The sequence below is a fragment of the Pseudomonas sp. S2_B07 genome (genome assembly GCF_054668435.1).
In genome coordinates this window covers 3683866-3702976 of record NZ_CP162769.1, presented here as the reverse complement: position 1 = coordinate 3702976, position 19111 = coordinate 3683866, and the positions used below count along the sequence as shown (strand labels likewise).

10 protein-coding genes are annotated in these 19111 nt (G+C 59.4%); 8 read left to right on the top strand and 2 right to left on the bottom strand.

From position 1 onward, the window contains the following. The first annotated feature begins 117 nt into the window (after positions 1-117). The 7 genes from aspA to AB4N43_RS16945 all read left to right on the top strand — a co-directional run bounded on the left by aspA (position 118) and on the right by AB4N43_RS16945 (position 12797). Positions 118-1542: an aspartate ammonia-lyase gene (aspA, locus tag AB4N43_RS16975; protein WP_027926288.1), complete on the top strand. Its 1425-nt coding sequence runs from the start codon at positions 118-120 to the stop codon at positions 1540-1542. A gap of 497 nt (positions 1543-2039) precedes the next feature. Then, the gene (locus tag AB4N43_RS16970; RefSeq protein ID WP_059181929.1) at positions 2040-3491 is read left to right on the top strand and encodes an alanine/glycine:cation symporter family protein; all 1452 of its coding nucleotides are present in this window, start codon (positions 2040-2042) and stop codon (positions 3489-3491) included. A 92-nt stretch (positions 3492-3583) separates the two neighbouring features. Then, the gene (locus AB4N43_RS16965) at positions 3584-4588 is read left to right on the top strand and encodes an asparaginase (RefSeq protein WP_027926286.1); all 1005 of its coding nucleotides are present in this window, start codon (positions 3584-3586) and stop codon (positions 4586-4588) included. Positions 4589-4752: 164 nt separating this feature from the next. After that, a complete protein-coding gene (locus AB4N43_RS16960; RefSeq protein WP_027926285.1) occupies positions 4753-5745 on the top strand; it encodes an AraC family transcriptional regulator in 993 nt (330 codons plus the stop codon). Between the two features lie 174 nt (positions 5746-5919). After that, positions 5920-6951 carry a histone deacetylase family protein gene (locus AB4N43_RS16955; RefSeq protein ID WP_460151744.1) on the top strand — a complete coding sequence of 344 codons (1032 nt, stop codon included), beginning with the start codon at positions 5920-5922 and terminating at the stop codon, positions 6949-6951. Positions 6952-6963: 12 nt separating this feature from the next. Then, positions 6964-8064, top strand: coding sequence for a polyamine ABC transporter substrate-binding protein (locus tag AB4N43_RS16950; RefSeq protein ID WP_059181927.1), 1101 nt, complete (start codon positions 6964-6966; stop codon positions 8062-8064). 152 nt (positions 8065-8216) lie between these two features. After that, positions 8217-12797, top strand: a complete 4581-nt coding sequence (locus AB4N43_RS16945; protein ID WP_460151743.1) for a dermonecrotic toxin domain-containing protein — start codon at positions 8217-8219, stop codon at positions 12795-12797. A gap of 384 nt (positions 12798-13181) precedes the next feature. Here the strand turns inward: AB4N43_RS16945 and AB4N43_RS16940 are convergent, their stop codons facing one another. Then, positions 13182-13397, bottom strand: coding sequence for a hypothetical protein (locus AB4N43_RS16940; RefSeq protein WP_460151742.1), 216 nt, complete (start codon positions 13395-13397; stop codon positions 13182-13184). Between the two features lie 90 nt (positions 13398-13487). Here AB4N43_RS16940 and AB4N43_RS16935 point away from each other — a divergent pair, with 90 nt between their 5' ends. Continuing rightward, positions 13488-17480 carry a dermonecrotic toxin domain-containing protein gene (locus tag AB4N43_RS16935; protein WP_460151741.1) on the top strand — a complete coding sequence of 1331 codons (3993 nt, stop codon included), beginning with the start codon at positions 13488-13490 and terminating at the stop codon, positions 17478-17480. Here the strand turns inward: AB4N43_RS16935 and pdxR are convergent. Further along, complete coding sequence (gene pdxR, locus AB4N43_RS16930) at positions 17477-19027, bottom strand: MocR-like pyridoxine biosynthesis transcription factor PdxR (protein ID WP_059181923.1); 1551 nt, start codon at positions 19025-19027, stop codon at positions 17477-17479. The genes AB4N43_RS16935 and pdxR overlap by 4 nt on opposite strands. Positions 19028-19111 lie beyond the last annotated feature (84 nt).

Here is a 19111-nt window from a genome sequence, read left to right as displayed (position 1 = left end):
GCATTATGCCGAATGTGCATAGGCCAGTGTTTAACAGCATTGGCCGAAAATTCTCCACAAGCCTAGCATTTGCAGTGTTCCGGCACAGACCGGGTCCATATCGAGATGATTTCTATCATGTCCTCCGCTGCATCTTTCCGCACAGAAAAAGACCTGCTTGGCGTACTCGAAGTACCTGCGCAAGCGTATTACGGCATCCAGACCCTGCGAGCGGTGAATAACTTCCGCCTCTCGGGCGTTCCGATTTCGCATTACCCGAAGCTGGTTGTCGGTCTGGCGATGGTCAAACAGGCCGCCGCTGACGCCAACCGCGAACTGGGTCACCTGAGCGAAGCCAAGCACGCTGCCATCAGCGAAGCCTGTGCACGTTTGATCCGCGGCGATTTCCACGAAGAGTTCGTGGTGGACATGATTCAAGGCGGCGCTGGCACTTCGACCAACATGAATGCCAACGAAGTCATCGCCAACATCGCACTGGAGGCCATGGGTCACCAGAAAGGCGAATACCAATACCTGCACCCGAACAACGACGTGAACATGGCGCAGTCGACCAACGACGCCTACCCGACGGCGATCCGCCTGGGTCTGCTGCTGGGTCACGACGCGTTGCTGGCCAGCCTCGACAGCCTGATCCAGTCGTTCGCCGCCAAAGGTGAAGAATTCAGCCACGTCCTGAAGATGGGTCGTACCCAGCTGCAAGACGCCGTGCCGATGACCCTGGGCCAGGAATTCCGTGCCTTCGCCACGACCCTGGGCGAAGACCTGGCGCGTCTGAAAACACTGGCACCCGAGCTGCTGACCGAAGTGAACCTGGGTGGTACGGCGATCGGTACCGGCATCAACGCCGACCCGCGTTACCAGCACCTGGCCGTTCAGCGCCTGGCCCTGATCAGCGGTCAACCGCTGGTTCCGGCCGCCGACCTGATCGAAGCCACGTCCGACATGGGCGCCTTCGTACTGTTCTCCGGCATGCTCAAGCGTACCGCGGTCAAACTGTCGAAGATCTGCAACGACCTGCGCCTGCTGTCCAGCGGCCCACGCACCGGCATCAACGAAATCAACCTGCCAGCGCGTCAGCCAGGCAGCTCGATCATGCCAGGCAAGGTCAACCCGGTTATTCCGGAAGCCGTTAACCAGGTGGCATTCCAGATCATCGGTAACGACCTGGCGCTGACCATCGCGGCCGAAGGCGGCCAGTTGCAACTGAACGTGATGGAGCCGCTGATCGCGTTCAAGATCTTCGACTCGATCCGTCTGCTGCAACGCGCCATGGACATGCTGCGCGAGCACTGCATCACCGGCATCACCGCGAACGAAGAGCGTTGCCGCGAACTGGTCGAGCACTCGATCGGCCTGGTCACCGCACTGAACCCGTACATCGGCTATGAAAACGCCACCCGCATCGCCCGTATCGCCCTCGAAAGCGGCCGCGGCGTGCTGGAACTGGTGCGCGAAGAAGGTTTGCTCGACGACGCCATGCTCGCCGACATCCTGCGCCCGGAAAACATGATTGCTCCGCGTCTGGTTCCGCTTAAAGCCTGAACGGACGCGTTACTTGTAGCACCGCTCACCAGGTCGAGGGACTAGACACCTCTCACCTTTTGAGGGCTTGGGGATATTTCCCCAGGCCCTTTTTTTTAACTTTTGAAAGAACAACCGTCTTCTGTAGGAGTGAGCCTGCTCGCGATGAACGATAACGCGGTGTCACTGAAATACCGCAGTGTCTGCATCGCGAGCTGGCTCACGCCTACACAAGCCTGGCGCAAAAATGTCAGGTGTTTCAAAGGCTTCTCGTCATCGCTTGCACCACAACTGTGCAGACGGACGGCACTCTCCTAGGTATAGTGCCGCCCCTCTTCGCATGAGCGGTCGTCGGTAACGAGGCCCAAACCCATGCGAAACCCGAACTAATAACAAACCTGCGAAATGGGACCGGGACGAACACGCGCCTCACCTGTTGTGCCACGCGCACAGCGGTGTAACTCGATGTTGCTGCCTGCCCAACATTTGCCTACACAAAAAACAGCGAGGAATAATCCATGCTCGAAGTCATTAACGACTTCCTCTCAGGGAAAGTACTGATCGTGCTCATTGTCGGGCTCGGTAGCTACTTCACGATCCGCTCGCGTTTCGTTCAATTGCGCCACTTCTTCCACATGTTCGCGGTCTTCGGCGACAGCCTCAAAAGCAGCGCCGGGCAACTCAGTTCGTTCCAGGCCTTGATGCTCAGCCTCGCCGGCCGCGTCGGCGCGGGCAACATCGCCGGTGTCGGGATTGCCGTGACTCTGGGCGGGCCCGGTGCGGTGTTCTGGATGTGGGTGACCGCGCTGGTCGGCATGTCCAGCAGCTTCTTCGAATGTTCCCTCGGCCAGCTCTACAAGCGTTGCGACTCCGACGGCACCTACCGTGGCGGCCCGTCCTATTACATCCAGCACGGCCTGCAAAAACGCTGGCTGGGCATGATCATGGCGTTCCTGCTGCTGATCACCTTCGGCTTCGCCTTCAACGGCCTGCAATCCCACGCCGTGACCCACTCGCTGAACAACGCCTTCGGCCTCGACACCACTTACACCGGCATCGCGCTGGCGGTATTGCTGGGCCTGGTGTTCATCGGCGGGATCAAGCGCATCGCCAAGGTCGCCGACCTGTTGGTGCCGGTGAAAACCCTGGTCTACATCGGCGTGACTATTTACGTGATCGTGCTGCAATTCGATCACGTGCCGGCGATGTTGATGACCATCGTTAAAAGCGCATTTGGTCTCGACCAGGCGTTTGGCGGCCTGATCGGCAGCGCGATTGTCATGGGCGTGAAGCGTGGCGTGTTTGCCAACGAAGCGGGCCTGGGCAGTGCGCCTAACGTGGCGGCAGTCGCGTCGGTCGAACACCCGGTTGCTCAGGGTGTCGTTCAAGCGTTCAGCGTGTTCCTCGACACCTTCGTGATCTGCACCTGCACCGCGCTGCTGATCCTGCTCTCGGGCTTCTACACCCCGGGCTTCGAAGGCGACGGCATTGCCCTGACCCAGAACTCGCTGGCAGCGGTCGTTGGTGACTGGGGCCGGATGTTCATTTCCGTGGCCCTGTCGTTGTTCGTGTTTACCTCGATTCTCTACAACTACTACCTGGGCGAGAGCAACCTGCGTTTCCTGATCGGTGAAAACCGCAAGGCGCTGATCGGCTACCGCGCATTGGTGTTGGTGTTGATCTTCTGGGGCGCCATCGAAAACCTGAGCACCGTGTTCGCCTTCGCCGACATCACCATGACCCTGCTGGCGTTCGTGAACCTGATCGCGCTGTTCCTGCTGTTCAAGGTCGGCATGCGCATCCTGCGTGACTACGATGACCAGCGTGCTGCCGGGATCAAGACCCCGGTGTTCGATTCGAGCAAGTTCCCGGATCTGGACCTGGACCTGAAAGCCTGGCCGGCCAACCCGCCAGCGGCGGCCACCAAGGCTGAAGCCGAGCCACAAGGCGTACCCGCAGCGCAACGCTGATCGGTTAAAGTGCGGTATCCCATGTGGGAGCGACGGTGCGACGATTCGACTTGCTCGCTCCCACAGGAACTCATTGTTCTCGGAGAACCACCATGAATTCCTCGACCTACCCTGCCGCCCAGCACGTCATGGTGCTCTACACCGGTGGCACCATCGGTATGCAAGCCAGCGCCCACGGCCTGGCCCCGGCGTCCGGTTTCGAAGCGCGGATGCGTGAATACCTGCACAGTCAGCCTGAACTGGTGGTGCCGCAGTGGCGCTTTCGCGAGATGTCGCCGCTGATTGACAGCGCCAACATGACCCCGACGTACTGGCAGCAACTGCGCGAAGCCGTGGTCGACGCTGTTGATGTTCAGGGCTGCGACAGCGTGCTGATCCTGCACGGCACCGACACCCTCGCCTACAGCGCGGCGGCCATGAGTTTTCAATGGCTCGGCCTGCATGCCCGCGTGTGTTTCACCGGCTCGATGCTGCCGGCCGGCGTAACCGACAGCGATGCCTGGGAAAACCTCAGCGGTGCGCTGGTTGCCCTTGGCCATGGCCTGGCGCCGGGCGTTCATCTGTACTTCCACGGCGAACTGCTGGACCCGACCCGTTGCGCGAAAGTACGCAGTTTCGGTCGCCATCCGTTCAAGCGGCTTGAGCGTCAGGGTGGCGGTGTGAAAGCTGCTTCCCTGCCGACATCGCTGACCTATAACCAGCCCAAGCAACTGGCGAAAGTCGCCGTACTGCCGTTGTTCCCTGGTATCGGCGCTGAGATTCTTGACGGTTTGTTCGCCAGCGGCATTCAGGGTCTGGTACTGGAGTGCTACGGCAGTGGCACCGGCCCGAGTGATAACCCCGAGTTTCTCGCCAGCCTGGAGCGGGCGCGGGACAAGGGTGTTGTGGTTGTTGCGGTGACGCAATGCCATGAAGGTGGTGTTGAGCTGGATGTGTACGAGGCCGGCAGCCGTTTGCGTGGCGTTGGCGTGCTGTCGGGTGGCGGCATGACCCGCGAGGCGGCGTTCGGCAAGTTGCATGCGTTGTTGGGTTCAGGGCTGGATAACGCAGAAGTGCGTCGCCTCGTAGAACTCGACCTCTGCGGCGAGCTCATCTGACACCACACAAAACCCAGTGGGAGCGAGCCTGCTCGCGATAGCGGTATGTCTGACAGATCGATGCTGGATGTGCCGACGCCATCGCGAGCTGGCTCACGCCTACAGGTTCTTAGCTCGGCATATAACTTGCTGCGTTCCGGTCACCCCAAGGCTGGAAGCCACCCATGCTCCACTCCCACCTCACCACCCTCAACGCCGTCTCCCTGGTGCTCAACACCTTCAAGGACCAAGGCCTGTCCAGCGAAGACTTGCTCGCCGGAAGCGGCATCAGCGCGGCGGACCTGAACCGGGCGGACACGCGCATCACCACCAATCAGGAGATGCAAGTCTGCGCCAACGCAGTCGCGCTCAAGCGTGACATCGGCCTGGAACTGGGCCGGCGAATGCACGTTTCGTGCTACGGAATGCTGGGTTATGCGTTGCTCACCAGTGCCACCTTCGGTGACGCTTTACGCTTGGCGATGCGCTATCCGGCGCTGTTGGGAACACTTTTCGAGCTGAGCCTGGAAGACGACGGCGAGCGTGTCTGGTTCGTCGCGGCGGACTACCGGGAAAGCCCGGCGATGGCGGTGTTCAATGCTGAATTCTGCCTGGTGTCGTTGAAAGTGATCTGCGACGACCTGCTCGGTCATCCGCTGCCGCTGCTGGCCGCGCGTTTCGAACACCCCGCGCCGGACTATCAGGCCACCTACGCCGAACATTTCGCTTGCAGGTTGAGCTTCGAGGCGCGGGACAACGCGTTTGCGTTCGATCGCAACTGGCTCGACCGACCTTTGCCGCTCGCCGATGCCATCACCCATCAGGCCATGGCCGAACGCTGCCGCAAACAGAACACTGAGTTCACCGGTCGCCAGGCGTGGCTGGGGCGGATTCGGCAGTTGCTCAGCGCCCAGTTAAATGCAGCGCCGGGGCTTGAGGGGTTGGCCGAGCAGATGAATTGTTCGGCGCGGACATTGCGTCGTCACCTCAAGGATTCGGGGTGCAGCTATCAGGAATTGCTCGATGAGCTGCGTTTCGAGCAGGCCAAGCAAATGCTCTGTGAAGACCAGATGCCGATCTACCGAATCGCCGAGGCACTGGGCTTCAGCGAGACCGCGAGTTTTCGGCATGCGTTTGTGCGCTGGAGTGGGGTGGCGCCAAGTCAGTTCAGGCCTTGAGGAATTTGGTGCCTGCTCGCGATAGCGGTTTCAAGAGCAGCGCACCATCAAGGGGCGAATTTCGGTCAGACTTTTTGGCCATATCCATCCCCTTTTGGCCTTTCCTGCCGTTCTCTCCAACGCCGCCTGCCGCAAGACTGTGTTCAACCGAATCAGCCTGCGGAGAACAAGAAAATGCTGACGATCTACTCGGACGATCACCACCTGCACCACGGCCGTTGCGAATTGATAGACGGGCAACTCAAGCCCTGCTTCGAAATGCCGTCGCGTGCCGACCATGTGTTGCAACGCGTAAAAAATCAGAACCTCGGCCCGGTCGAAGCGCCGCAGGATTTCGGCCTCGACCCGATCGCGCGAATCCACAGCCGCGACTACCTCGACTTCTTCAAGGGTGCCTGGGCACGCTGGACCGAATTCAACACCGATGGCGACTTGCTGCCCTACACCTGGCCGGCCCGAACCCTGCGCGCCATCAAACCCACCAGCCTGCATGGCCAACTCGGCTATTACAGCTTCGACGGCGGCGCACCGATCACCGCCGGTACCTGGCAAGCAGCGTACAGCGCGGCGCAAGTCGCGCTGACTGCCCAGGCGCAAATCCAGCGTGGCGCGCGCAGTGCCTTCGCCCTGTGCCGTCCACCGGGACACCACGCTGCCAGCGATTTGATGGGCGGTTATTGCTACCTCAACAATGCCGCCATCGCCGCCCAGGCGTTCCTCGATCAGGGCCATAAAAAAGTCGCGATCCTCGACGTCGACTACCACCACGGCAATGGCACCCAATCGATTTTCTACGAACGCAGCGACGTGCTGTTCACCTCGATCCACGGCCACCCGGAAGCCGAGTTTCCGTTCTTCCTCGGCTATGAAGACGAGCTCGGCGAAGGCGCGGGTGAAGGCTTCAATTTCAACTATCCTCTGCCCGCCGGCTCTGGTTGGGACACCTGGAGTGCAGCGCTGGATCAGGCCTGCCAGGAAATCGAAAACTACGGCGCCGACATTGTGATCGTCTCCCTGGGCGTCGATACGTTCAAGGACGATCCCATCTCTCAATTCAAACTCGACAGCCCCGACTACCTGGCCATGGGCGAGCGCATCGCGCGTCTGGGCAAGCCGACGCTGTTCGTGATGGAAGGCGGTTACGCGGTAGAAGAAATCGGCATCAATGCCGTGAACGTACTCGAAGGTTTTGAAAGCGCCCAATGAGGAATTAGAACAATGAACAGACTCAAGCGTTTTATCGTTCCGGCCCTGGGTGCCTTGGTGCTCAGTGGCGCTGCACACGCTGAAGAGCGAACGTTGCGCGTCTACAACTGGTTCGACTACATCACCCCCAAGGCGCTGGAAGACTTCAAGGCCCAGAACACCCAGACCAAACTGGTCTACGACATTTTCGACACCAACGAGGCGCTGGAAGCCAAGCTGCTGACCGGTAACTCCGGTTACGACGTGGTGGTGCCGTCCAATGTGTTCCTCGCCAAGCAGATCGAAGCCGGTGTGTTCCAGCCGCTGGACCGTAGCAAGCTGCCGAACTGGAATCACCTCGATCCGAAGCTGATGAAGCTGATCGAAGCCAACGACCCGGGCAACAAATTCGCCGTGCCCTACATGTACGGCACCATCCTGATCGGCTTCAACCCGGACAAGGTCAAAGCCGCTCTCGGCGACAACGCGCCGGTGGACAGCTGGGACCTGATCTTCAAGGAAGAGAACATCAGCAAGCTCAAGCAGTGCGGCGTCGCCCTGCTCGACTCGCCGTCGGAGATCCTGCCGCTGGCCCTGCAACACCTCGGCCTCGACCCCAACAGCAAAAAGCCTGCGGACTACGACAAGGCTGAAGCCCTGTTGATGAAAATCCGTCCGTACATCACCTACTTCCATTCTTCGAAATACATGGCCGACATCGCCAACGGTGACATCTGCGTCGCGGTCGGTTACTCCGGCAGCTTCTCCCAGGCAGCCAACCGCGCCAAGGAAGCCAAGAACGGCGTGATCGTCGACATGCGCCTGCCTAAGGAAGGCGCACCGATCTGGTTCGACATGCTCGCGATTCCCAAAGGCGCGAAGAACCCGGAAGACGCCTACACCTTCATCAACTACTTGCTGCAACCTCAAGTCATCGCGCCGGTCAGCGACTTTGTCGGTTATCCGAACCCGAACAAGGACGCCACGGAACTGGTCGACCCGGCGATCCGCAACAACCCGAACCTGTACCCGACCGAAACGGCGATGGGTACGCTGTACACCCTGCAACCATTGCCGCGCGATGCCGAACGTGCGCGCACACGAGCCTGGACCAAGATCAAGTCCGGGACCTGATACCCGACTCAAAAACGAAGACCCGCGGCGACGCGGGTCTTTTTTTTGCCTGCGATATTTATGTACCACCCGGCACTTTGGGCCGCCCGATACCTTCCACTGATCCCGCGCGGCGCAATCAGCAGCGGCGCGTTCTCAGTCAGGAGACGAGCATGTCCGAAACCGTTGCCCCAAGTGCAGAAGAGGTACTGACCCAGTTGGTCACCGGCCCTTCGATCAGAGAGGTCGCAGCGACCGCGCTGAGCCCTGCGCTCAACGCGCTGTATCCGCTGCTGAAGATTGACCCGACGCTTGCCACGGTCGTCACCCCGACCTGGATCGATACCGGCGACAACGTCGTGCCCGGCCCTGACCTGTTTGAATCGCTCACCGATGTGCTGGTACGACTCGGTTTGTCGGGATCGACGGTGACGCTCCTCGATGGAGAACATTTCCTCACCCTGCAACCGGGCACTGAACCGTTGGCTCAATTGCCGGTGAAAATCGATGCCATCGGGTGCCTGCTCAACGCGCTCGCCCCCCAGCTGTTCATCGCCTATCAGCACCAGCAGCTTGATTACTGGAATCAGGAGACAAGCCCTTCGACGCCGCGCTGGCATTCGCTCGCGCAATCGCTGCAGGACATCTGGAGCCCCGATCCCGCCTCGAACTGGGATGCCGATGAAAAAGCCATGGCCCAGGCCGTGTTCGCTCATCCGGAGCGCGCCACACGGCCACAGGACAAGTACCTGACCAAGGCCTGCCTGATCGACACCGATTGGGTTGAGAGCGGGGTCAGCGAACACCTGCGCGTTCTGGATATCGCCGTGTTCGTGGGCACATTGGGCGAGCGGACCCTGGTGCTGACGCACTCGATTGCCGAAGGGTTCAAGCGTTATGACTCTGTTGCGGCATTGGGTGAAACAGTGTTCGCCCCCCTTGGAACGTCAAGCATCGAGCAAACCCTGCAATGGCGACTGTATGAACCCGAGGGCAACTTCTTTCACCACCAGGCCTGCGCGCTGATTGCGCTCGAGGTCGAAGCCATCGGTGCACTCAGTGCGGTTCAGCACGCTTCTGTCACGAAACGTTCACCACAAATCAGTGCCGCGGCAAAAAGCTTCACTGAATTTGAAGCCCTGCCGTCGTCACGCTTCAGCAAGGTTCAGGGGTTACTGACAGGCTGGCTGAAAAACGCCTTGTCGGCGGACCTCACCCGCTACAGCCGACACTTGATGGACCTGGCGCAGCTGCGGGAACAGGACGCTGGAAAAACCTTCGACGAAGGCATCTCGTCACTGCCGGCGTTTGCGCTGCAAACCTTGCAAGAGCAGATGATCAAGGATCATCCCGCGGCAGCGGACCTGGATCTGCAAGACATTGAAATCAGCATCACCAGCGTCGTTGTGCTGGGCGCTGTCGTGATACCCGGCAAGACGCAAACCACCACGCTGTCGCTGATCGAACTGGCGCTGCAAAACCTGATTGCCGTTCCGCTGGGAAACAAGACGGTGAACTGCAAAAGTGGCGACGCAGTGCCCGTCTGGATGACTCCTGCCTATCTTGAAAAGCTCGTCACGCAGGTCGATATCGGTGGGGTTTACCCGACGCTGATCAAGCAAAAATTGCTTGATGATCCGCAAGAAGCGCAGCGAAGACAGGTGCTCTACACCCGCCATCTGCGTACCCAGCTGCCCTTGCAGGCGCTGCAGCACAAGATGCGCGGCGAGGCGGGTATTGATGAACGTGGTTATCAGTACGTCAATGCCGTCATGCAGGAAAACGCGGCCGACCGCAGGGTGAACGGGCAGGAGATTGTCATTCGACCACTGGCCTTTATGACCGGTGATCACGCTGGCAGCAAAGGCGATGAAGTCGCCAACATGTTCGTCATCGGTCCGCGACTCACCGATAGAGGACCGTGCCTGCTCTACCGACCGTTACTCACCCCCTCGCTGATGCAGTACCCGAGCGAGGCCAATCTGCTGTATGCAATCAAGCACGAAAAACCGCTTCGCCAATCGATCCTGGCCTGGCTCTCCGACGATGTACGCTTCAACTATTCCCAGTACGTGTTTTCCGGTGAGTTGCCTTCGGTCTGGACGCTGACCCAATTGCTGGTCGATCCCACCTCAGCCCTGGGCAAGATGGGCACGGTGACACTCAGTGCAACGGCCCTCGATGACGCGCCGCTGGCGGCGTTGTTCAAAGCCAACGCCAACGCCATGATTACCCTGGCGGACCATCAATCGGTGTCCAATGCACAAGCTCGCTGGGCAACGCTCAAGCAAGGCACATGGATGCTGTTCAATGTCGCGCTGCCCTTCCTCGGTCGCACCGCCGGGGTGGCCGCGTGGATCTGGCAGATCATGGATGACTTGCAGAACATTACCGATGCCGAAGAAAACGACGACAGCTTACTCGCCTGGTCCGCCCTGACCGATCTGCTGTTGACGCTCGGCATGGTATTGGCCCATCGGGCTGCCACTCGCAACAAGCCCGTCTCGCGGTTGCCCGAGAAGGTCGAGCCGCCACCCGTAACACCCGAAAGCAAACCTGACCACACCCTCACGGTCACCCGTCTGCCCGACCTCGATCAACTGCCATCCACCCATGAGACGTCTCTGCACGCAATCGCTGCGCTGCCGTCATCATCCCTGGGTGTCTTGCTTGATGGACTGGCCATCGCCGAACCCAAAGGAATGGCCGCCTCCAGCGAGCCCGGCCCTCACCAACACCTCAGTTCACTCAAGGGAAAGTGGTATGCGAAGGTTGACCAGCGATGGTTCGAGGTCACCTTCAACGACAATGACGATGTGCAGATCATTGACTCTAGCCGGTCACCCGCACGCACGGGGCCCTTGCTGGTCAAGAATGCCAGGGGCGAATGGTTTATCGATACGCGGCTGAGGCTCAAGGCCGGGGGCAAGGAAAAACAACGGCTGGAGCAACAAAACCGGCAACGCCAGGCTGAACTGAAGCAGCAAATGATAGCGTTCGAGCGCCAGACCAAAAGCCGCGAGACAGCACTCAAGGAAGCGGAAAAAAACGCGCAGGCGATTACCGCCACCGACACCCATCGTCGCTTGTACCTTGAAACGCTCGATGCGCAGATGTCATTCCTGAGCACCAACATGGAACAGATGAAAGCCTTCAATGCTCGCGAGGCGATTCCCAATTACCGAAAAGCAATGATCAGCCGCCTGGATTTCCAGCTTTCGCTGCTGCAAAAATGGTTCGTTCACCAGCAGCCGGTTTTCGGCAATCAAATGCGCCTTTCCCTCGATCTTCTCGACCACCCGCCAACGGAAAACACACAGACCGGCCGGCAAACCCATCAACTCACGGGCGAGTTGACCGCCAGCTACATCAACAAAATCGAGACTGCGCATGCGTGCTTCGAGCAACTGAACCTGCTCGGCAAAGAAGCCATCGAAGTGATCCGCGACGTCAAAGCCAACATGCCGTCGTTCGATTTGCTGGACCTCAAACTGTTCCAGATCACACTCGGTCAAGAGTTGTGCCTCGACAACAGCGTTGAACCCGCACCTGAAGCGCGCCAGGCACTGGAGAGCATTGTCGAAAATGCAGGCCTCGCGATTCAGGCTTCACTGGACCTGGCCGCTGACGAAGAGGTGCTGCACTTGCCGGAGCGCATCGATGGACTCAGCGACCTGGTGGAGCAACTCACGATCACTGACCAGCGCATCGTTGATCTGCCCACGGAGTTTCCCGGGCAGTTCCTGCAAATCCCCCTCGACGTGATGCGCCAACGTCTCGAAGTTTTTCAACAGCGCACCGTGAAGCAACTGGCCGGCTTGCTGCGCGAACGCAAGGCACTTGAGCCGCTACCCGGCCCTTCCCGCCTGCCGAGCGCTCCCGCCAAGCGAATCATCAAGACCCGCTACAAAGGTACGGTGGTGGGCCAGCCACGTGTCGACTCCGTGACGCAAGGGTCAGAACTGATCGACGTGACCTCGGCGTTGACCGGCAAAGTCATCTCGACCTTTCACGAAAAGACCCCGGGGGTCTGGGTTGAAAGAGTGCCCCCTGGACCGGCCCCCCTCGACGTTAGCCAACCCGATTTGAGTGCAAGCACGGCTCAAGGCCAGGCATTGCTGGAGGGGTTGGATGCGTTTATTCGTCGAACGCAGGCCCACTCCAAAGGTACGCGACGAATACCTGTGGAAATAGAGGAAATGTTTCATCAGCAGGCTCACCGACTGCAGGACGCCGCCAGCGCAATCGAAGATGCGCTGACCGCCAGTAATTCCACCGAAGGTGGTTCGGGGTCCGCCGTGACGCTGGCCAAGCAACTGAACGACGGGGCCACCAGACTCTATAGTCAGGGACGCTTGACGCGAATCAGCATGACCAAACTACAGCCGCCGACGGCGGAGCGCGTCCGCTGGCTGCAAAGCGAAGGTCAGGTCGATATCGTCAAGACCCCCGGCCGACGCTTGCTCAAAAGCCGTAAAAGAGACTATCTCGAGGAATATGAGGTCCGCGATCACAGCAACCAAAGTGTTCTGTGGTATGCCCACTTCCACTACTCGGAGCCCGCTTCGCCTGCACACACCTTCACCGCGGCACACCTGAAAACAGTGCAACAACGGCTGCTGGGCGGCGCAACCGAGGCCCGCAACGCCAACGACGATCTCCTGGCGATCTCGATCTACCGCAGCGAAATCAGCCCGCAACTGGCGACCACCCTGTTCTTCGCAAAAGTGCCGACCTCGGCATCTGGGTCGTAAGCCTGATCTTGTGCTGAACCCGAGACCCGCATTCGCGGGTCTTTTTCCCCCGCGATATCTATCTACCACCCCCTGTAGGCGATGCCTGATTACTGTCGATGCATCCAGAGGCTTTCCCGGCCTCGTCATTGCGCCGAGGTATCCGCCATGAGCAACAACATTTCTCTGCCTCAACATGACTCGGCCCCTTTGCTGGAAACCAGTGACCTGGTGAGCCTGACCAGCCACGGCCCCACGCTCAGCAACGTGGCTTCGCACCTGCTGCGCCAAGCGATGGAAGCAGCCTGGCCAGAATTGCAGATCGACCCTGAAAACGCCTTCGTCGGCACCCCCCGATGGCTCATGGTGGACGACCATGTCGAGGCGGGCCCAACCGGGTTCGAATCACTGACCCTGGCACTGATGCGCCAGGGCCTGTATGGAACGACGGCCAACTACCTCGAAGGCGAGCATTTCCTCACCCTTGAGCCGGACAGCAAAAACCCGGTTCATCTCGCGGTCTGCATCGAGGACATTGCAAAGATGCTCAATGACCTGGCGTCGATCCTGTTCATCGAGTCTCAAGTACGGCAACTCGAGTTCTGGAATGCCAAGGGGCATGCAATCCCCCGCTGGCAGGAGCTGTCCGACACGCTGCGCAAGGCGTTGAACGTGCAGAAGGTCAAAGGCTGGGACACCGATGAATGCGCGATGGCCCGGGAAGTGTTCAACGCCCCGGACAAAACCACCCGTAAAAATGTAAACAGAGAATTTTCCGCCATTCAGGCGTGCCTTCTCGATATCGATACCGTCGAGAATGACATCACCCAACATCTGTTGATCGGCGGTGCGCTGGTGCTCAAGGCCACATTTCGCAAGCGCCCTTTGCTGGTGATGTACACCATCGAGCGCGCGTATGAGTCGTTCAGTTCAATGGAAGAATTGGGTAACTCGCTTCCCGCACGCCTGGCAGAACAACGGTCAGGACGCGATCTGACGTGGCGGTTTTACGAGCCGGAAGGCAACATCTTCGACCACATGGCGTGGGCGTTGGTCTCCTCGCAAATGGATGCCATTGACTCCTTGCGGTTTATTGAGGCCCCGGCAGATGAAGCCGAACCCGAAACCGGACTCGACCCCAACGAAAAAGCACGATTCCTGCAATTGAACAGCGCAATTCCCGACTGGTTGCGCAGCGCCGCCTCCCAGGACATTCAAGATTACGGCCGTTACATCAGTGCACTGGGCAAGTTGTACCGTCAACCGGACAGCCAATTGGCCAACACCGAGATCCCGTCCGTCACCGACTATGCCCAGCGGCTGATGCGTGAAGCGATCATCGCGGATCCACGGGCGGTCGGTGCCGCGAATCTTGCACTGGATGATCTGCGGATCAAAATCACCCACAGTTTTACCGCCGACAATTTCACCCTCCCCAACCCCTTCGACCAACGCATTGAAACGCTGGCCGACTTCGCGCTGGAGAACCAGGCGCCCTACATGGCGACCGTATTTTTCAAGGGCGGGGAGACCGTTCCGGATTGGCTGACCGTTGAATTTCTCACCACCGTGTCAGCGCGAGTGGACATCGGCAAGGCTTACCCCGAACTGATCAAACCCACGTTGCTGGAGGACCCGATCGCCTCCCGACGCCAGGAAAACTTCTATCGCGATCAATTACGCATTTTGCTGCCACTGCAGGCATTAGAAGCCAGATTCAAGCCTGAAACCGGTGTGGACGAACGCGGATACCGCTACGTCTGCGAGCTGCTCGATCCCGAGGTCGCCACCAGTACCGTCGCCCTCTACCCGCTCACAATGACGCCGCAACATCGCTTGGTCAGCAGCAGCGACACCGTGGACAACATGTTCATCATAAGCCCACGAAATGCACACAGCGGGCCTTGCCTGCTCTATCGGCCAATGCTCGATGCACCTCTGCTGCAATTCCCCTCAAGGCAAAACCTTTTATATGCGCTGCACCAACCCGGTGACCTCAGGGATACGGTGCTGGCGTGGTTGCCCGACAAACACCTGAGCTTTGAATATGCCCAGTCTGTATTTCCCACCGGACTGCCCTCGCCGTGGCTGATCGCGGAACAGATCGTCAATCCATTGCAGCGCGCAGACAAGTTCGGGCGTGTGGTTTTCGAAAGCGTCGAGGTCACCGGCGACATTCTGTCTGCGCTGTTCAAAAGCAATGCGCGGATGCTGGTCAACCTCGCCGACCGACAATCGCGATCCAACGCCGAACGACGCTGGAGTGTGTTGAAGGACAGCGGCTGGGCGCTCTTCAACGTCGCTTCGAATGTTCTTAGCGGTGCGGTCGGCACAGCCGTCTGGGTCTGGCAAACCATCAACCAGATTCAACAGGCACTCGACGCCCATGACCAGGATGACCGCTTCATCGAATGGACGTCGGTGTCGGACATTCTGCTGGCGATCGGCATTATTCTCAGCCATCACGCCGTGATGCGACGCAGGAGGCTTTCGAGCAAGCCCCGGATCGAACAGGTGCCGAAGCGAAAATCGCCAGAACCCCATGAGGCCGTCGCCGTCACGCTCAATCCCGTCCCGCTGCCTCCGGACCTTCCACCCAGTCACCTTTCCTCCCTGGAGCTGGCCGGCTCGGTTCCACGCCGAACACCGACCGCTCTGGGCGCTTACCTGGACACGCTCACAGTCACGGCTCCGGATATTGCCAGCGCCAACGTGACGAAAGTTAAAGAAGCCCCTCCGCATTTTTACCAACATAACTTCCGCAACTACGCACAGGTGGGTGATCGGTGGTTTTACGTCGACGTCAAAGGCGACGATGAAATCCATATCGTTTACCCGGATCAGCCGGAACGAAACGGTCCGATGCTGAGGGATAACGGCCACGGGCAATGGGTGCTCGACCTGCGTCTGCGGTTGCGAGGCGGGGCCGGAAATGCGGTCAGCCGCCATCAGGAAGCAGCTGACGAACAGCGCAAAGACACGTTGGGGGAGATCCTGAGCGCCTTCAAAAGCCAGGAAAACACCAAGGAAACCGAGCTGAAAACGTTACATGACGGCATCACGCAGGCCAACGCCGGAAACTACGATCAGCGGACGACGATGTACATGGAAAAACTGGATAAAACGATCGACGAGTATCGCCAGGCACTCGAACAACTACGCGAATGGCGCACCCTCGGGGGGACGGAAAACTACCGGGAAGACTTGCTTCGCATGAGCGTGGTGCTGGAGAAGAATCTGTCCTTGTGGTTTGTGCTGAAACGATCCGAATACAGTCAGGCCACCCGTGTCCTGACCCAAGGCAACGAAAACGAACCCGTTGCCAGGCAATCGCTCGTCGACAATGTGCAGAAAGCATCGGACATCGGTGAGGAGATGATTGAAAGGCTGACCCTGTTTTCGTCGACACTCGAGGACATGCACGTAGCGGGACGCCCTGGCATTGAGCGCGCCATGCAAATCAGAAAACTCGCGCCTGCCTTTACCGTGCTGGATATCAAGGCCAACGAGATCGGCATGTCGCAGGAGCTGTGCCTCAATGAACAGGCCAGCCCCCTGATGCAGCAGGCTCGAGCCGCGGTGGGGCATATTGCAATGAGCGCCGCGAAGGCCGCGATTCACATGGCGGATCTGATGAAAGGCGAAGGCGAACATTCCGATGTGCAGGCGCAAATCGAGGAATTGAACAGTCTCGTGGAGACATTTGCCGACGCTGATCAGCGCATTCAGGAATTGCCTGGCACGTACCCTGGACTGGTCAAACAAACCAGGCTCGATCATGTGCAATCGCTCATCGACGAATTCGCGCAGCTCGCACAAAACCGGTTACAGGCGTTGCTGCCCGAGCCGGAATCCTTGCCCACGCAACCTGTTGTACAACGAATGCAACCGAGTTCGTCACGACAACTGATCAAAGTACGCAAGACCCGGCCCCGCGATCCCGATAAAAACGAACCGGAAAAAACCACGGAAGATCCGCTCAGGTCGTTTACCCCCGCCGTTTATCAGCAACCCGCTCCAGTGCTGGATGACGCCGGAACGATCGAGGCCGGCATCGAGCTGAACCTGGACACGGCCCCATTCATCGAACGCACCCGTAAGGACGCGTTGCGCCCAAGGCGCATCCCGGCCGATCTTCAGGATGTGTTCGATCAGCAGGCCTTGAAACTTGAGCAAGCGGCCAGCAGCGTCGATCAAGCCGTGATCAACGGCAGGAAAGACAACGCATTCTCTTTTCCGGTTGCCACGCTGAGCCGCGAGTTACGTGATGGGGCCAGTCGTCTGCGCAAAGAAGGTGTGACCGTTCGCGCCGATCTTTACACCCGGCGCAAACCGACCCAGAGCACTTTCAAATGGATGCATGAAAACGGCCAGCTCGACCTCAGTCGCGACAGACGAGGGCGTATCCAGACCCGAGGGCTCGGCGACTATTTCCAGGAGTACCGGATTGTCGACAAGACCCGCAATCAGCCGTTGTGGGTAGCGCATTTCCATTACGAGACGCTGTCGAGTCCGGCGAATGCACCCACCGCGGCCCATTTGAAAGTTTCAGATGACTACCTGAAAACGCTGCCGCTGGACCAGCAACAAGCGTTGACCACCTTCGAACCCATCGATGGGGTGTTCAGAAAGTTAGAGGATCCTGCGCTACGAAAACTGTTCCTGGACCTGGAACCCCAGGCAAACACCGCAGCAGCCAGCTAAGGACGCCAGACCTGTTCCAGCCGCCCGAGCGCGGCGCTGATGGCCGCCTCGGGCACCGCCGCGAAACCGAGGACCAGACCCGCGCGCTGGTCCATAGGTGTTGTCGAATCCGGCAGCCAATAGCCGCTCAGGGCATTGATCTCGACGTCGACGCTCGCCGCCTGTTCCACCAGCTCGCGCTCGCGGGCCTGTGAGTCGACCGCCACCGTCAGATGCAGTCCTGCCGCGACACTCGGCAGACTGCCGATGCCGGGAATGTTCTGCGGCCAACTGGCCAGTACGGTATTACGCCGACTCAGGGCCGCCCGGCGCATGCGGCGAATATGCCGCTGGAAATGCCCGGAGGCCATGAACTCGGCCATGACCACTTGGGTACTGACCTCGGAATGCCGGACGTCCACCGCCCGCCGTTGCGAGAACGCCTGAACCAGCGTTGGCGGCAACACCAGGTAACCCAGGCGCAGCGCCGGGAAGGCGACTTTGCCAAACGTCCCGACGTACAAAACCCGCCCCTGTCGGTCGAGTGCCGCCAACGGCGCCAATGGCGCGCCGCTGTAACGGTATTCGCCATCGTAGTCATCCTCGACAATCCAGCCCTGAGTGCGCTCGGCCCAGGCCAGCAATTCCAGACGTCGCGCCAGGCTCATCACCACCCCGGTCGGGTATTGATGCGACGGCGTGACATACGCCAGGCGACACGCCTCGATCGCTGCCAATTCGCGGCAATTAATCCCCTCGCTGTCCACCGCCACCCCGTGCAGTCGCGCACCCGCCACGGCGAACGCATGACCCGCCGCCCGATACCCCGGATTCTCGATCGCCACCCCATCGCCGGGCTCTACCAACAGCTGTGCACAAAGGCTAATCCCCTGCTGCGCGCCACTGGTGATCACTATTTGCTCAGCCGAACACTGCATGCCGCGTGAACTGCGCAAATACGCGGCAATCATTCCACGTAGACGCTCATCACCCGCCGGATCGCCATAACACAGCTGCTGTAAATCCGGTTTACGCCAGAAAGCCGCATTCAGCTTGGCCCAGACCTCGAAAGGAAACAGATCAAATGCCGGGACACCTACCCGAAATGCACGCGGCGGCCCACTCGGCGGCAGGGCCAAATGGTTCTTTTCAACGCGCCCCAACGCACCGCTGTGGATAACTTTACTGGATGAAACCACAGGTAAATCCAGCCAGTTTGTGGATAAGGCTGTGGGTAACCCTGTTGACAACCCTGTGGATACTTTTGTGGATAATTTTTTGGCAGGGATCGAGGCCTGGGGCAGTTGAGCAACGTAAGTCCCGTCACCCACACGCCCTTCGATAAAGCCTTCGGCATAGAGCTGATCGTAGGCTCGCACCACGCTGTTGCGAGAAATCGCCAGTGCCGCTGCCAGATCGCGACTGGCCGGTAATCGCGTGCCGCTGGCCAGTCGTCCGTCCAGCACGCGCACGCGCAAGGCTTGGTAGAGCTGACGACTCAGGCCCTGACGGCGATCCAGTTCGATACCGGCAGGGTTGAACGACAAGGAAAGCGGCGCATCGGTCATGGCAATGGACCTGTGAAATTGGTCATTAATGGCTCTTACAACAGACCAATAGCCTGCCTAGGATGGAGGCATTCGCCAAGGGAT

Coding starts and splice junctions, on each gene's coding strand:
- aspA (WP_027926288.1), top strand. CDS start 118: ATGTCCTCCGCTGCATCTTTCCGCACAGAAAAAGACCTGCTTGGCGTA.
- AB4N43_RS16970 (WP_059181929.1), top strand. CDS start 2,040: ATGCTCGAAGTCATTAACGACTTCCTCTCAGGGAAAGTACTGATCGTG.
- AB4N43_RS16965 (WP_027926286.1), top strand. CDS start 3,584: ATGAATTCCTCGACCTACCCTGCCGCCCAGCACGTCATGGTGCTCTAC.
- AB4N43_RS16960 (WP_027926285.1), top strand. CDS start 4,753: ATGCTCCACTCCCACCTCACCACCCTCAACGCCGTCTCCCTGGTGCTC.
- AB4N43_RS16955 (WP_460151744.1), top strand. CDS start 5,920: ATGCTGACGATCTACTCGGACGATCACCACCTGCACCACGGCCGTTGC.
- AB4N43_RS16950 (WP_059181927.1), top strand. CDS start 6,964: ATGAACAGACTCAAGCGTTTTATCGTTCCGGCCCTGGGTGCCTTGGTG.
- AB4N43_RS16945 (WP_460151743.1), top strand. CDS start 8,217: ATGTCCGAAACCGTTGCCCCAAGTGCAGAAGAGGTACTGACCCAGTTG.
- AB4N43_RS16940 (WP_460151742.1), bottom strand. CDS start 13,397: ATGCCCCTTGGCATTCCAGAACTCGAGTTGCCGTACTTGAGACTCGAT.
- AB4N43_RS16935 (WP_460151741.1), top strand. CDS start 13,488: ATGGCCCGGGAAGTGTTCAACGCCCCGGACAAAACCACCCGTAAAAAT.
- pdxR (WP_059181923.1), bottom strand. CDS start 19,027: ATGACCGATGCGCCGCTTTCCTTGTCGTTCAACCCTGCCGGTATCGAA.